Origin of the sequence: Dyadobacter psychrotolerans, from assembly GCF_004349265.1 — a bacterium.
GTDB lineage: Bacteria > Bacteroidota > Bacteroidia > Cytophagales > Spirosomataceae > Dyadobacter > Dyadobacter psychrotolerans.
Window position 1 is genome coordinate 49,727 of record NZ_SMFL01000001.1, and the last position, 15,728, is coordinate 65,454.

9 protein-coding genes are annotated in these 15,728 nt (G+C 41.6%); 7 read left to right on the plus strand and 2 right to left on the minus strand.

Going from position 1 to position 15,728, the window contains the following annotated elements; translation table 11 throughout:
• Window positions 1-5: 5 nt before the first annotated feature.
• Window positions 6-1,310: a Na+/H+ antiporter NhaA gene (gene nhaA, locus E0F88_RS00255; protein ID WP_131955534.1), complete on the minus strand. Its 1,305-nt coding sequence runs from the start codon at window positions 1,308-1,310 to the stop codon at window positions 6-8.
• A gap of 96 nt (window positions 1,311-1,406) precedes the next feature.
• Entirely contained in the window at window positions 1,407-3,812 is a 2,406-nt protein-coding gene (locus tag E0F88_RS00260; RefSeq protein WP_131955536.1) for a TonB-dependent receptor, read from the minus strand.
• A 441-nt stretch (window positions 3,813-4,253) separates the two neighbouring features.
• Here E0F88_RS00260 and E0F88_RS00265 point away from each other — a divergent pair, with 441 nt between their 5' ends.
• The 7 genes from E0F88_RS00265 to E0F88_RS00295 all read left to right on the plus strand — a co-directional run bounded on the left by E0F88_RS00265 (window position 4,254) and on the right by E0F88_RS00295 (window position 15,592).
• Window positions 4,254-4,670 (plus strand): hypothetical protein, encoded by a 417-nt coding sequence (locus E0F88_RS00265; RefSeq protein ID WP_131955538.1) that lies wholly within the window; start codon window positions 4,254-4,256, stop codon window positions 4,668-4,670.
• 168 nt (window positions 4,671-4,838) lie between these two features.
• Window positions 4,839-5,990, plus strand: coding sequence for an efflux RND transporter periplasmic adaptor subunit (locus E0F88_RS00270; RefSeq protein ID WP_131955540.1), 1,152 nt, complete (start codon window positions 4,839-4,841; stop codon window positions 5,988-5,990).
• A 36-nt stretch (window positions 5,991-6,026) separates the two neighbouring features.
• Entirely contained in the window at window positions 6,027-9,182 is a 3,156-nt protein-coding gene (locus E0F88_RS00275; RefSeq protein ID WP_131955542.1) for an efflux RND transporter permease subunit, read from the plus strand.
• Window positions 9,183-9,246: 64 nt separating this feature from the next.
• Window positions 9,247-10,698, plus strand: a complete 1,452-nt coding sequence (locus E0F88_RS00280; RefSeq protein ID WP_131955544.1) for a TolC family protein — start codon at window positions 9,247-9,249, stop codon at window positions 10,696-10,698.
• 41 nt (window positions 10,699-10,739) lie between these two features.
• Window positions 10,740-12,977: a bifunctional alpha,alpha-trehalose-phosphate synthase (UDP-forming)/trehalose-phosphatase gene (locus tag E0F88_RS00285; RefSeq protein ID WP_131955546.1), complete on the plus strand. Its 2,238-nt coding sequence runs from the start codon at window positions 10,740-10,742 to the stop codon at window positions 12,975-12,977.
• A 95-nt stretch (window positions 12,978-13,072) separates the two neighbouring features.
• Window positions 13,073-14,809: an APC family permease gene (locus E0F88_RS00290; RefSeq protein ID WP_131955548.1), complete on the plus strand. Its 1,737-nt coding sequence runs from the start codon at window positions 13,073-13,075 to the stop codon at window positions 14,807-14,809.
• A 138-nt stretch (window positions 14,810-14,947) separates the two neighbouring features.
• The gene (locus E0F88_RS00295; RefSeq protein WP_131955550.1) at window positions 14,948-15,592 is read left to right on the plus strand and encodes a class I SAM-dependent methyltransferase; all 645 of its coding nucleotides are present in this window, start codon (window positions 14,948-14,950) and stop codon (window positions 15,590-15,592) included.
• The last annotated feature ends 136 nt before the right edge of the window (window positions 15,593-15,728 follow it).

Consider the following 15,728-nt stretch of genomic DNA (forward strand, 5'->3'; position numbering starts at 1 on the left):
AAACCTTAGGATTTGATATTTCTTAAATAAAATATACCACTTGTTCCTGCAATGATGGAAGCTACCAATATGCCGTATTTTGACTGGTCCACAAACTGAGGATTGTTAAAAGCCAAACCTGTAACAAACAATGACATCGTAAAACCGACACCTGCAAGCATTGCCACACCCAAAATATGATTCCATGTTGCCCTATCCGGAAGATTCGCGAATTTAAAACGGACCATCAACCAGGTAAATGAAAATACGCCTACAAGTTTACCAGCCAAAAGGCCTACCGTAACGCCAATACTTACAGGATTTATAAGAGAAGAAAAGAAGTCGCTTCCTATGTGCATTCCCGAATTGGCCAGGGCAAAAAGCGGCATAATCACAAAGGCAACCCAGGGATGAAGCGCATATTCTATTTTCTGGAGTGGAGTCTCAGCATCGGTGCTAAGCTTTTTGATCTTTTCAATAGTCTGGTGCTGTTCAGAAGTAGTTAAGGATCCGTTTTGCGGAATTGCATTTTCAAAATCAGCTACGTGATGTCTCATTTTCCCAACGTATTCTATTTCATCGATCTTGGTTCTGGCCGGCATGGTAAATGCAACAAGTACGCCCGCAATCGTAGCATGTACCCCGGAAAAAAGAAAACCTGCCCAAACAGCAATGCCAATGATGAGATAGAAAAGTGTGGCTCTCACGCCAAGCAAGTTGCCAGCCATAAGAACAACAAGCAGTAATCCTGCAATTAGTAACGGAATGTATGCGATATGAGCAGTGTAAAAGAATGCTATTACAAGAACCGCTCCCAGATCGTCAGCAACAGCAAGGGCAGATAAAAATACCTTGACAGACCCAGGAATATGGCTGCCTGCCATTGACAATAATGCCAGTGCGAATGCTATATCGGTTGCCATGGGAATGCCCCAGCCATGTTCTGAGTCAAGTCCTTGATTTATTACAAAATAAATCATCGCAGGCATCAGCATACCGCCCAGTGCTGCCATCATGGGAAGGGATGCCTTTTTAAAAGTAGACAATTCCCCGGCCATAAATTCGCGTTTCAATTCCAGCCCGATCACAAAAAAGAATATGGCCATCAGCCCATCGTTGATCCAGACGTGCAGTGGCTGGTTGAAACTAAAGTCTGAGAAACCAACTGACAATTTCGTATCCCAGACATGATGATAGGACTCAGCCCAGGGTGAGTTGACCCACACAATCGCTATAATGACACAAACAAAGAGAATGATTCCACCAGTAAATTCCTGGTGAATAAATTTACTTACAGGTTTGAGGATTTGGTCTATTGGAGATTCCGGCATTTATTTCAGATAATTTGCAATGGCTTAATTAACCACCAATATTGCTGCAAAGCAAATGATCTTCTGCGTTTTTTCAAATTTAGATCATTCCATTTATTAGCTTTCTCCACCACCATCGTCATTGGATTCCTCCTTTTCGTTTTGTTTTGAACGGTTTAACCGATAAGAAAATGTCACCAAAAATTGCCTCGCTCTCCATTGAAATTCAGATTTCGAGTAGTAGCCCGCGTTTTCGACAATCCTGCGTTGCTTTCTGCTATTAAACAAATCACGAACACTGGCTGTAATCGTGCCCCTGCCTTTTAAAATATCGCGTGAAAGGCCCAAATCGATCCAGTACTGGGCAAGGTCCTTGCCCTGAGTAGTTTTTCTTGGTGCACGATAATTGAATGAAGATTGCAGGTCAATATTCCTAAACAAAGTGACTTTCGAAGACAAACGACTTGTCCATGAATAGGTGTCGCTCTTTAATATCTTATCCTGGTAAGTTCCTTCATTAATTGATCTGAATACATTTGCATTTGCCGTCCATTTCCACCACGCAAACGGATCATAAGTTAGATTGAATTCAAATCCATAAGAATCACCTGTAGACAAGTTAACAGGTGTTATTCTTGTAAAACCAGTGGAATCAACCGACGTAATATTTTCAACCACACCCAGACGATGCCTGTAATAAACACTTGACAGTAATGACCCCTTTTCCATATTCAGCAACTGCCCGGCTTCAAAAGAATGGGTGTATTCAGGCCTCAACAATGGATTTCCCGAACGAAAAACCCTCGAATCACTAAAATTAGAAAATGGAAGCAGATCCCTGAAACCGGGACGGCTAAGCCGGTAACTGTAACTCAGCTGCACTGTCTGCATATCTTCCAGCTTATAGGAAAGATGAAGGCTTGGGAATAAGTTGAAATATTTCCTATGATTTGTAATGTTGGTTTTTTTAAGCTCCGTCAGAATATCCGAATATTCTCCACGCAAACCAGCCTGCAAGAAAAACTTTCCAAATTCATTACTGGCCATCAAATATCCTGCATGGATCTTTTCATTATAGGCTAACCTGTTGTCAAATTCCGGAATGATGATCCAGTTCAATGCCTGATTTTGCTGATGAACCGAAAAATCGTTATCCAGCAACCGTATTGAACTTTTCAACCCGGTTTCAAACTTCCCGTTCTTTCCAAAAGGATGGATATAATCAAGCTGGAATAGTAAGTTTTTTTCGTCTTCAGTATTGAAAGAGCGTTGCACGATGGCCGTCTGTTCTCCTTCTATGTTTTCGTTAAATCTGGCCGCCTCGGTTTCATCACTTAAAATATACTTTGCCGTAAATGCCAGACTTTGTCCTTTCCTTTCAAATGTTTTGATATAGTTCAGCGCAGCTTCAAAATTTGTTCTTGGCTCTTTCTCATTCTCTGTCCTGATTACAGTTTTAGTTAAGTTGTTATTAAAATCAAAATCCCGGTATTCAAGGGTTGTATTATTGGTATTCCGTGAGTCACGAAACGAGACAGTCCCGGTTATCGTATTCCTGTTATTTAAAAAATAATCCATTCCAACCATGAAGTTATTCGAATATCCACCACGGTTGCGTTTATTGTATTGTTCATATACAAAACTTGTATCCGCGCTGTTGTACTCCTGTCGCGAAGTACCTCTTCCGGGTCCTTCACGGTAAACATTACCATAACTTGCGATTAAATTAACTTTCTTTCTTCTGTAATTAATATTGAATGAAGCACCGAAGTTTGAAGGATAACCTGCTGTTGCGGTAAAAGATCCGTTCAAACCATAACTGACATTCTTTTTCATAACAATATTTAGAATCCCCACCTCACCCTCAGCGTCGTAACGTGATGACGGATTTGTAATGATCTCAATACTCTCAATCAGATCTCCCGGTATCTGCCGCAACGCTTCTGCAGGGTTCATTCCCACCATACCCGACTGCTTACCATCTATTAAAATCCGGACATTTCCGCTTCCTCTCAGCGCAACATTCCCATCAACATCGACCGTAACCGAAGGCATATTATTCAGAATATCTGATGCATTACTTCCGATATTGCTCAAATCTTTTCCAACATTGAATACACGCTTATCAAGTTGTAGCTCCATCTGGCTTTTCTCGCCCTTCACTGTGACTTCCTGCAATACTTTTGCATCGGCCTTCATTGATATTACTCCAAGATTTATATTAAATTCATTAACCGCAAGGTTGGGGATAATTTTCTCACTGAGAGCCAAATAGGTGATTTTGAGAAAATAATTCCCTTTTTCGACAGGAACGTGAAAATTTCCATTTTCGTCAGATGTTACACCGCCAATAAGAGCCGAATCTCCGGAAGAATACAGTGCAACACTCGCAAAAAGAACCGGCTGTTTGTCAGAGTCCAGAAGTCGACCCGAGATGTTCAGGTCTTTGTATTGCTCATCCTGAGACTTGGCGTGGGAAAATGTAAAAAAAGCAATGATTGCAATGAATGAAAAGAGTTTCATATCGATCGGGAATTATTTTAGAGCCAGCCAGCGTAAGCGATGCTGAGAATGGCTATTTTCAAAAAGATGAACTAGTAGGACTATGTGATACCATAAAGGTTTAATCACTTTTTAATCCTTTTTTAATTTTATAAAGAAACTTCGTGCCACCAATCCAGAAAAACTTTATTTATTATCTGTAAATCAAAGAGTAGAATGTAGTAAAAAAACAAGCGTTAAAACTTCTCGATCAGGGTATCGACTTGTATAAAAACATGAATCCCTCTCACTTAAAATTCTAATATACTGGTATATGTTAACACTCATTAACTGGTCAAAAATTTGCAATTCCCGATTAAAATGATTAAAATTGTATTCTTCGCATTCTCAAATCCATACATAAATCATCCTTGACTACATATTAATAGTATGATTTTTTAATGAACTGATAAATTCAGCATCATGACAAAAAGAGCTTTTATATATTTTATCTTGATATTTCAGTTGCTAGGCTCGCAGTCTTATGCAAAGGAAAACAAGATCGCAAAACATACAAAAGCCCGTACTTCAAGATTCTATCCCTTCATCAATCGCACCAAAAGCAAGATTGATTTCCTATTGGTAAAAAAGGACAAAAAAAGAGTTAAAACAATTATCAGGGCCGATAAAGCGAAATGGAAAGAAGATCTTTCCAGACTTCTTCGACATCGTCACACCACCTACACATTCCCATCGTTTGAATGTGAGCTTTCTACAAACTTCTATTTTCTTTCAGTTGTAAAAGCAACTGAATCTGCACGTCAGACAATTCTCAATTTCAGGCGAATACTTACTCTTCCCGCCTACTATAATTTCCTTCACCGCCTTTGCCCAATTTAGTAATTGGTAATTAGACTTTATTCTTACTTAGCTTTCTGACCCGCAAGCTATTGGGTTGGGAAACTGCACGAATTCTTGTATAACATGCTTATAATCAAATAATTCAGTCAAATCCTTTGACTGAGGCTGCACCTATTTTCAAATCATTCCTGCTTTATCTTAATTATTATGAAAAATTTTATCTGGCCAGTCTTAATGGCTATGGTTAGTATTATTAGCGGATGCGCTACAAACGGAAACGAGATTTCAGACGCCGGCGACAGCCTTCGCGTGATTCCTGTGATGGAATTAAGGACACAGGAAACAACACTGCACCGCGAATATGTGGGTGATATACGAGCCGTAAAAAATGTAGAAATATACGCACGGGTAAAAGGGTATCTTGAACAAGTGTATGTGGACGAAGGGAAAGAAGTAAAAAAAGGTCAGATACTTTTCCGAATTAATAGTGAAGAGTACGCGTCTAATCTGGCAAAAGCCAATGCAAACTTACAAAGTGCAATCGCTGGTTCAAAAGGAGCTGAACTTGAATTAAAGCGCGTTCATCTGCTTGTTGATAAAAATGTGATTTCTAAAACGGAAGTGGATGTAGCACAGGCAAAGTTAAACGCGGCAAATGCACGAATCGATGAAGCAAAATCAGAAAGATCCAATGCAGCCATTCACCTTGCAAGAACACAAATAAGAGCGCCATTTGATGGAATGATTGACAGGATACAATATAAGGCTGGCAGTCTGATAGGTGAAGGAACGTTGCTGACTACCCTTTCTGATACCAAAAAAGTATTTGCTTACTTCAACGTTTCGGAAAACGAGTATCTTGAATATGTACGTTCCCGTGGAAAAACTTCTCAAAAAAATGTAGTAGTTGAACTTGAACTCGCCGACGGCTCTTACTTTAAACACAAAGGAATTGTAGAAACCATGGAAGGGGCATTTGATGAAGGCACAGGCTCCATTGCATTCCGGGCACGTTTCCCCAATCCAGAAAAGCTATTAAAACATGGATCTACAGGTACAATCCGGCTTACCAATACAGTGGACAATGCTGTTTTAATTCCGCAAAAAGCAGCGTTTGAAATTCAGGATAAAAGTTTTGTTTATATAGTTGATAAAAATAACAAGATCAGCAGCAGAAGTTTCACTCCAGGTTCAAGGTTTGGTAATTACTATGTGGTTAAATCGGGATTACAGGCTGGCGACAAAATAGTGTATGAGGGTATACAGGGCTTAAAGGACGGCGCTACCATTTCGCCCAAACTTGTCAAAATGGATAATAGCAAGCCAGCAGCAAATAAAACACAGCTAAGTGCCAGGTAAAATCAACATCCTATTCCTCACTAGAAAGACCAAACCATGTTCAAAACTTTCATAGAGCGACCCGTGCTTTCACTGGTCATATCACTCTTTATAACCCTAATGGGAATCCTGGCGTTTTTTAACCTGCCGGTTTCCCAGTTCCCTGATATTGTTCCCCCTTCTGTTGTAGTTACCGCGACATATACCGGTGCCAACTCAGAGGTTTGCGTAAATGCAGTTGCTGTACCATTGGAACGAGCCATCAATGGGGTTCCCGGGATGACTTATATGAGCACGATCTCAGGCAACGACGGTGTAACGACGATCACCATTTCATTCAATGTCGGCGTAGATCCTGATTTGGCTGCGGTAAACGTCCAAAACCGTGTTCAAACGGTCATCGATGAACTTCCAGAAGAAGTAATCAAGGCAGGTGTAACAACCGAAAAGGAGGTAAACAGCATGCTGATGTATCTTGACATTATGAGTACTGACACATCGGTTGCAGAAGATTTCGTTTACAACTTTGCTGACATCAATATCCTTAAAGAACTGAAAAGAATTGATGGTGTCGGAAGAGCCCAGATCATGGGAAGTAAAGATTATTCGATGAGGGTGTGGCTTAAACCAGACCGGATGAACAGTTACCGCGTATCAGCGGACGAAGTGGTAACTGCAATACGTGACCAGAATGTGGTTGCAGCGCCAGGTAAAACTGGTATCAGCTCGGGGCAGAAGGTCCAGGCTTTACAATATGTATTGAAATATACCGGAAAACTGTTCGAACCTGCTCAATATGAAAACATTGTAATTCGTGCTAATGCGGACGGTTCGATGCTCAAATTGAAGGATGTGGCCGACGTAGAATTTGGTACGCTCGATTATGATGTGGCGTCGAAATCCAATGGAAAACCTTCCGCTTCCATTATGATCAAGCAGCGACCTGGTTCCAACGCCCAGGAAGTTATTGAAAATATCAAGGCAAAAGTCGAAGAACTAAAAGGTACTACTTTTCCTCCCGGGATGGATTATTCGGTTTCCTATGACGTTTCCAGATTTCTTGACGCTTCAATTCATGAAGTAGTGCGCACTTTGATCGAAGCGTTTATCCTGGTAATTATCATTGTTTACCTGTTCTTACAGGATTTCCGTTCCACTCTGATTCCCGCCCTTGCAGTACCTGTGGCTTTGATCGGTACGTTTGCTTTCATGCAGATGTTTGGATTCTCAATCAATCTCTTGACCCTGTTTGCATTGGTATTGGCCATAGGAATCGTGGTCGATAATGCGATAGTCGTCGTCGAGGCAGTTCATGCAAAAATGGCCGAAAAACATCTTGATGCCAGAGAAGCTACAATTGAATCGATGAAAGAAATGAGTGGTGCCATTATCGCCATCACACTGGTCATGTCTGCAGTATTTGTTCCGGTAGCTTTTATGTCGGGGCCGGTAGGTGTTTTTTATCGCCAGTTTTCGATCACACTCGCCATTTCAATTATGATATCAGGTATAAATGCGTTGACACTGACACCGGCACTGTGCGCGCTGATGTTAAAAAATACGCATGGCAAGCCTGTGAAAGAAAATCTTTTAAATAAGTTTTTCAGAAGTTTCAACAATGGCTACGACGCAGTTTCCGGCAAGTATCGTAAGCTCCTTTCTTTCATCATAAACAGGAAAGTGATTACCGTTGGTTTGCTGGTTGCATTTTGCGTCGGCACCTATGGCATCAACACCATTCTACCGACCGGTTTTATACCTACCGAAGACCAGGGTGTGATAAACGTCAATGTTACAACTCCCGTGGGAGCTACGGTGGAAAGAACAGAAGCTGTTCTGGATGAAGTTCAGAAAGTAGCGCAGAAACTTGAACAGGTAGAATCTGTTTCAACTTTATCCGGATACAGCCTGATTACAGAATCTTCCGGGTCTTCTTATGGCATGGCAATGATCAATCTTAAACCATGGGATGACAGGAAGGCTTCTGTTCAGGAAGTTATTGCAGAAATGGAGCAAAAAACCAGGTATATTACCGATGCCACCATTCAGTTTTTTCCTCCTCCGACCGTGCCTGGCTTTGGTAATTCCAGCGGTTTTGAATTAAGGGTGCAGGATAAGACAGGAAGCGACGACCTGCAAAAAACGGCGAAGATTACCGATCAATTCGTTAAAGATCTCACAGCTGCGCCTGAAATTTCCGGTGCCTTCAGTAGTTTTGATGCAAGCTACCCGCAATACATGATCCATGTGGATGCAGATATTGCAGCAAAAAAAGGCGTATCTGTGGATATGGCCATGAGCACCCTTCAAACCATGATAGGTAGTTTTTATGCATCTAATTTCATAAGGTTTGGACAAATGTATAAAGTGATGGTACAGGCTGGTCCGAGCTTTCGCCAGAATCCCGAAGATGTCCTTAAACTTTATGCAAAAAACAATCGAGGGGAAATGGTTCCGTTCTCAACTTTTATCAGATTGGAAAGAGTTTACGGGCCAGAGCTTCTGACACGTTACAATATGTTCACCTCAGCGATGATCAATGGCGATGCCGCTCCCGGATACAGCAGCGGTGATGCAATCAAAGCAGTGGAGCGTGTTGCAACGACAAGTCTGCCAAAAGGCTTTACATACGACTGGTCAGGCATGACCCGTGAGGAGATATTATCCGGCAACCAGGCGATATACATATTTGCCCTTTGCTTGCTTTTTGTATACCTGCTTCTGGCAGCGCAGTATGAAAGCTTTCTGCTGCCTCTTCCGGTATTACTTTCACTGCCAACCGGGATTTTCGGTTCCTTCCTAGCTTTGAAACTTCTGGGCCTGGAAAACAATATTTATGCACAGGTATCACTGGTTATGCTGATCGGATTATTAGGTAAAAATGCAATCCTGATTGTCGAATACGCAATCATCAGACAAAAAGAAGGACGCTCCGTTATTGAAGCCGCATTGGAAGGTGCAACCGAAAGACTTCGCCCAATCCTGATGACCTCACTTGCATTTATTGCTGGGCTCATCCCACTTGTGACTGCATCAGGTGCCGGGGCAATTGGTAACCGGTCCATCGGGACTGCAGCTGCGGGTGGGATGTTAATTGGTACAGTATTCGGGGTCATCATTATTCCGGGATTATATGTACTGTTTGCTAGCATACAAACCAAAAGACCAATCTCCGAACCTTTAACGGAAGAGGAAGAAGTAATTCTAAACTAATCGACTCATTTCTGGAAGCAGCCGGAGCATTGTGCAACGGCTGCTTTATTTAAAATCTCAATGAATGACAGCTTTGCATACATATAAGAATCTGGCGATAATAGCGCTGCTTACACTTACCTGGGGTTGTAAGCTTACCCAGCCCATCGAACATAATTCAGGAATCAGTACTCCGCAATCCTTTTCGGGGCAGATTGATTCAACCGGGATCGGAAGCTTGAACTGGAAGACTGTATTCCCGGATAACAGACTAAGTGCGTTAATTGATACTGCTTTGCTAAACAACCCTGATTTGAAAATAGCTGTCCAGCGAATTGAAATGGCCAGGTCAGGCATTATGCAGGCGCAGGGAGCATTATTGCCAAGTGTTACGGGGGAGGTTTCTGGTGGTGGACGAAAATTTGGCAATTATACCATGGATGGTGTGGGAAACTATGATACCAATTTCTCGGAAAACATCAACAACGACCGCAGAATCCCCGGCCCGTTTCTTCCTGATTATTTTGTAGGTGTAAGAAGCGCATGGGAGCTTGACATTTGGGGAAAATTAAAAACGCGCAGAAAAGCTGCTTACAACCGTTTATTGGCAACCGAAAAGGCAAGGCACGTCATTATTACAGGACTCATTGCCCAGGTTGCAAGCAAATACTTCACGCTGGTCGCACTTGATAATGAACTTGATATCATCCGAAAAAATATTTTATTGCAGGAAAGTGCGGTGGAAACAGTTAAGATTCAAAAGGAAGGTGGCAGGGCAACTGAACTTGCAGTTAAGCAATTTACTGCTCAGATGATCAACACCAAAAGTCTGGAGGTTGAAACGCAGCAAAAAATCGTGGCCACTGAAAACGAATTGAATCTTCTGCTCGGTCGTTTTCCTGCTCCTATACTCAGGACCAACCTGAGTGAACAAACTTTTCCAGAACAGATTAAGAGTGGCATTCCAGCCAACATGCTTAGGAGAAGACCTGATATCCAACAGGCACAACTTGAAATGCAAGCCTACTACTCAGATCAGCAAGCTGCACAACTGGCCTTTTTGCCCTCACTAAATATCACAGCTTTGCTCGGATTTAATTCTTTTAAAAGTAGTCTGTTATTTTCTCCAGCGTCCATTGCTTATGGCGCTGCCGCCGGACTTGCTGCTCCAATCATCAACAGAAAGGGATTGAAGGCAAACCAAAAAAGAAGTGAAGCTGAAAGTAAAGCAGCACTTTACAAATACGACAAAGCAATTTTTACTGGTTTTCAGGAAGTAAGTACCGGCCTTAAAAGACTGGAAAACACTAAGAAAATACTGAGTCTGAAAACCCAGGAAGTTGAAGTGCTGCAAGAAGGCGTTGCCATTTCCAAGGATTTGTTCCTGTCCGGTTACGCCTCCTACCTGGAAGTAATTATAGCGCAACGAAATGTTCTGGATGCGGAATTGACATTAACCGATATAAAAAGGACACAGTTTATAGCTTTGACGGACCTATACAGGGCATTGGGAGGTGGCTGGGAACAGGATAAATAGGCTGTTTGATTGCAGTAATTATCCTTAAAACACAAAAAATCATGATTGAAGAACATACAAAGAATAGTAAAAGAAGATTAATCATCGTCGCCTATCGATTACCATTTAAGATTGTCAATGAAAATGGACAATCTGAATTAAGGCAAAATTCCGGAGGTTTGGTGTCAGCAGTACTTTCACTGGTCGGCAAGCAAAAAGAATCATTCTTTGACGAAGATGAAAAAATCCAGTGGATCGGATTTTCTGATAATTCAAGGGAAGAACTGGAAGGACAAAGCCTGGCAAATGAGTCTTTCCAGGCTCACCCCGTCTTTATACCTGATGAAATTAATGAGAACTATTATGAAGGCTTTTGCAATAACCTGATTTGGCCACTCTGTCATTATTTCCCGTCCCTTGCCCGGTTTGACGACGCCTACTATTATGCATACGAAACGGCAAACAGGATTTTCTTTGACAAACTCGCTCAGGTAATCCGTCCGGGAGACGTGGTTTGGGTACAGGATTATCAACTTATGCTATTGCCTGAAATGATCAGGGCCAAATATCCGGATAATCAGATCGGATTCTTTTTTCATATACCATTTCCTTCTTATGAGCTGTTTAGGCTTTTGCCCGTAAAATGGCGCAAAGCACTAATAGATGGAATTTTGGGCGCCGATGTGGTCGGATTCCATACCAACGATTATGTCGAGTACTTCCTTAAAGCAGCCAAACTGGTGTCCGGCTTTGGAAACAGACTCCATTATATTAATATGGGCAGCAGAATTATTAAAGTAGATTCCTTCCCAATAAGTATCGACTTTGAAAAGTTTAATTCTGCTTTTGATCATCCTGGCGTTGCTCAGGCCCGTATTAATGCCCGAAATTCCCTTGCTGAGAAAATTATATTTTCCGTAGACCGGCTTGATTATTCCAAAGGCATACGACACAGGTTATCCGGGTTCACGCGCTTCCTTGATCAGCATCAGGAGTGGCATGGCAGGGTGTCTCTGGTGATGGTTGTAGTTCCTTCCCGCGACATGATTGAACAATACCAAAACATGAAAATGGAAATCGATCAAACCGTCGGCTGGATCAATTCTTACTACGGCAACATCAGCTGGCAACCTGTTATATATCAGTACAGGTCCATGTCTTATACCGAACTGGTCGGTATGTATACCACGAGTGATGTTGCCCTGATCACCCCTATCCGAGATGGCATGAATCTGGTAGCGAAAGAATATGTAGCAAGCCGGAAGGACTCGAATGGCGTGTTGATATTAAGTGAAATGGCGGGGGCGGCAGCTGAGCTTGGCGAGGCTCTGATCATTAACCCATTGGATGTTCAGGACATTTCAGACGCAATCCTGACCGCTTTTCAAATGCCACAAGAAGAACAAATAAAGAGAATGAAAGCCATGCGTGAGCGTATTAAAGCGTACGACGTTTTTGCATGGACAAACGACTTTTTTACACAAATGAATATGCTAGAATTAGAACACGAAAGATTAAAACAGGTTTTTTTAACAACCAAGGGCATAGATGCGGTAAGAGTCGCTTATGAAAAAAGCAACAAGAGGATCTTGTTTTTCGACTATGACGGAACGCTGGCACCCATTGTTCCGGATCCGGCCAAAGCTATACTTTCACATGAGGTTAAAAACCTTGTCCTTGATATAGCCAAGCATAACACTGTTGTCATCATAAGTGGACGGGACCGCCAATTTCTCGAAAAAAATTTCGGGGACCTTCCCGTTCACATCATTGCCGAACACGGCGCTTTGATTAAAACAAAGGGAGAAGAAAACTGGACGCTCAATGAAAATTATGAAGAAAACTGGAAGGAAACGATCAAACCTATTCTTGAACTTTATGCCAAACGCTGTCCGGGCGCTTTTGTGGAAGAGAAGGAAACCTCTCTTGCCTGGCACTACCGTGTTGCTGATGACGCAGATTATGCAGATCGCAGGGCTCGAGAATTACTGTGGCAACTTAAGAACTATATTCAACCAGAACTTAATCTACAGGTAATTGACGGAAACAAAGTTGTAGAAGTAAAGAAAACAGCCTTTAATAAAGGAACGGCAGCAAAGAGCTTCGTTGATAGCGGTGATTATGATTTTATACTGGCCATGGGAGACGACACCACGGATGAAGATATGTTCGAGGCTCTTCCTGACACTTCTTTTACCATCAAGATCGGGGAAGATCTTTCTGCTGCACGAAATCATATCAAAAACCAGAGCGAGGTTTTTCATTTCCTTAATTTCATTAAATCTTCCTTTATAGAATAATCTTTGAAAATTGTATATGTTGATTTCAATAATAGTTAGTGTGCGAGATACTTTTGGCATAGCTTTGACATTAAGTTAAAGCAAGAGCAAATTTTATGAATCATCACAAAAAACTAAATGAACTGGCAGCAACGGCGATTTGTGGAAACGACATCACTTCCTCTTGCTTGTACGTTTCCTCACTCACCATCATCTATGCGGGGCAACACGCATGGCTGGCATTACTGATCGTTGCAATTGTCCTTTTTTTATTCAGGAAAATTTATGGAGAAGTCGTTGGTGCATTGCCCTTAAATGGCGGAGCTTATAACGTGCTTTTAAATACCACCAGCAAAAGTAACGCGTCCATCGCTGCCTGTCTGACCATCCTATCTTACATGGCGACTGCCGTCATTTCTGCCAGCGAGGCGATGCACTATCTGCATGGCATACTACCTTCCCTGCCGGTAATGCTGGCAACGGGAGCGCTTATAACCGCCTTTCTTTTTCTGGTCATGTCGGGTATCAGTGAGTCTTCCATTGTAGCAATTGTTATTTTCATACTGCATATTGTTGCCATGTTCACACTTATCATCAGTGCAATCTGGTACGTAAATGTTAATGGCCTGGATGTTGCTAAAATGAATTTTGAAATGCCTGCTCATGGAAGTTTCGGGACCGCCCTATTTTTAGGTTTCAGCACGGCGATGCTGGGCATATCAGGCTTTGAAAGTTCGGCCAATTTCGTCGAAGAACAGCACCATGGTGTTTTCAGAAAAACGCTTCGGAATATGTGGGTTGCCGTTTCCATTATCAATCCTTTGATGGCCCTGGCGGCTGTGTCTGTACTCCCTCTGCCAGAAGTTGCTGTAAATCAAGAGGCCTTGCTATCACACCTTGGCAACATTACTGCCGGACCATGGCTAAGAACATTCATTTCGGTCGACGCTGTTCTTGTTCTGAGCGGGGCACTACTAACCTCCTATGTCGGCGTAAATGGATTGATCAAACGTATGACTCTTGACAGGATTCTGCCTCAGTTTCTTTTAAAGGAAAACTCTAAGGGCAGCTCGCCCAGGATATTGATTCTCTTTTACCTGCTTTGTCTTTCCGTCCTTTTTATCACGAACGGGCAGCTCGGTCCGTTAGCTGGTGTTTATACCATATCGTTTCTGCTCGTCATGATTTATTTCGGTTTCGGAAACTTCCTGTTGAAAATAAAAAGAAGCAGACTGCCGCGACCGGAGCGCGCATCGATTCTTACGGTTGTTTTGGCTGTCGCTGCGGTTATGGTAGCACTTTATGGTAACATAAAAATGCATGCAGAGTATCTGATCGTATTTCTCCAGTATTTTTTACCTTCTATTCTTGTCATTTCACTTCTTCTCAACAGAAATGAACTTTTACAGTATATGCTCATTGTCGTTGACAGTTTTTTCACTTCCGTCAAACGCGTAGCAGCATTGAGTAAACTGCACCTTACCCGAGCGTTAAAAAGACTGACCGAACAGGAATTCGTTTATTTTACCAAAGGAGATGACATTTCGATCCTAAACAAGGTTATGATTTACGTACAGGAAAATGAGATCACTAAAAAACTCAAAATTGTCACTGTTTTAAAAGAAGGAGGAGTCGTACCGGAAGAGTTCCTGAGGGATTTGGACGTCCTGGACAGAGCTTATCCTGAAATTAAAATAGAGTACATTAAAATTCATGGAACATTCGGGCCAAAGCTTATCGAAAATTTAAGTAAGGAATGGAACATACCAATCAATTTTATGTTTATCAGCTCGCCAAGCGACCGATTCGCACACCGGGTTTCAGATCTTGGAGGGGTCCGGCTTATTATTTAGTGCGTAATTATTAGTTTTCTGGCTCCTAAATAAGATACCTGCCATGCAAAAATTTGAATGTTCATTAAAATTTTTATTACAGCCAATTTGGGTTAAATACCTTTCGAAAATTAATTTTTTTAATCTAACCAGGGCAAAATGGCGATTAACAATTATGACTACATTGCTGGGAGTTACGATTTGATCAGCCGTTTGATTTTTCAAAAATCTATAATAAATTCTCAAAAAACACTCGCAACTTTTGTGACCTCTCCCGCGGAAATACTCATAGTTGGTGGTGGAACCGGTGCAATACTGGAAGAAATTACCAAAATTCACCCGACCGGTCTCAATATTATTTACGTGGACATCTCGTCTAAAATGATTGGTTTGGCAAAAAAAAGAGATTTCAAACAAAATCAGGTTGAGTTTCTACACATGGCGGTGGAAAATTATATTTCCAATCAAAAATATGACTTCATCATTACTGCGTTTGTTTTTGACAATTTCTCTGAATTTAAGTGTGAGTTAATTTTCAGACGTCTCAATGATTTGCTGCACTCGAATGTATCCTGGTTATTCGCTGATTTCAAGGTTCAGCAAGATTGGAACCGGGTATGGCAAAAACCATTACTGAAATGTATGTACTGGTTTTTTTGGATAGTTTGCCGGATAGAGGCTGTCGACCTTCCGGATATGGACTCAAACTTTGGCAATGCAAACTATACTGCCGTTTATCATCGCCAACACTTCTTTCGGTTTATCCAATCCTTCGTTTACCGCAGAGCACAACCTATCATTTAAATTTACATATCCCTTTATTCGCCATGACTAGCACTTCAAATTGGACTGTGGCTGGTCTTGAAAGAAAATTCGTTTTATGCTACATGAATTTCCTATCTTAGTAAAAATAGTTTTACGATAGTTTACTAACTTGTTG

Bases quoted from the DNA above. Each gene is read 5' to 3' on its own strand.
- E0F88_RS00290 (WP_131955548.1), top strand. From the start codon at position 13,073: ATGAATCATCACAAAAAACTAAATGAACTGGCAGCAACGGCGATTTGT.
- nhaA (WP_131955534.1), bottom strand. From the start codon at position 1,310: ATGCCGGAATCTCCAATAGACCAAATCCTCAAACCTGTAAGTAAATTT.
- E0F88_RS00270 (WP_131955540.1), top strand. From the start codon at position 4,839: ATGAAAAATTTTATCTGGCCAGTCTTAATGGCTATGGTTAGTATTATT.
- E0F88_RS00285 (WP_131955546.1), top strand. From the start codon at position 10,740: ATGATTGAAGAACATACAAAGAATAGTAAAAGAAGATTAATCATCGTC.
- E0F88_RS00265 (WP_131955538.1), top strand. From the start codon at position 4,254: ATGACAAAAAGAGCTTTTATATATTTTATCTTGATATTTCAGTTGCTA.
- E0F88_RS00280 (WP_131955544.1), top strand. From the start codon at position 9,247: ATGACAGCTTTGCATACATATAAGAATCTGGCGATAATAGCGCTGCTT.
- E0F88_RS00260 (WP_131955536.1), bottom strand. From the start codon at position 3,812: ATGAAACTCTTTTCATTCATTGCAATCATTGCTTTTTTTACATTTTCC.
- E0F88_RS00275 (WP_131955542.1), top strand. From the start codon at position 6,027: ATGTTCAAAACTTTCATAGAGCGACCCGTGCTTTCACTGGTCATATCA.
- E0F88_RS00295 (WP_131955550.1), top strand. From the start codon at position 14,948: ATGGCGATTAACAATTATGACTACATTGCTGGGAGTTACGATTTGATC.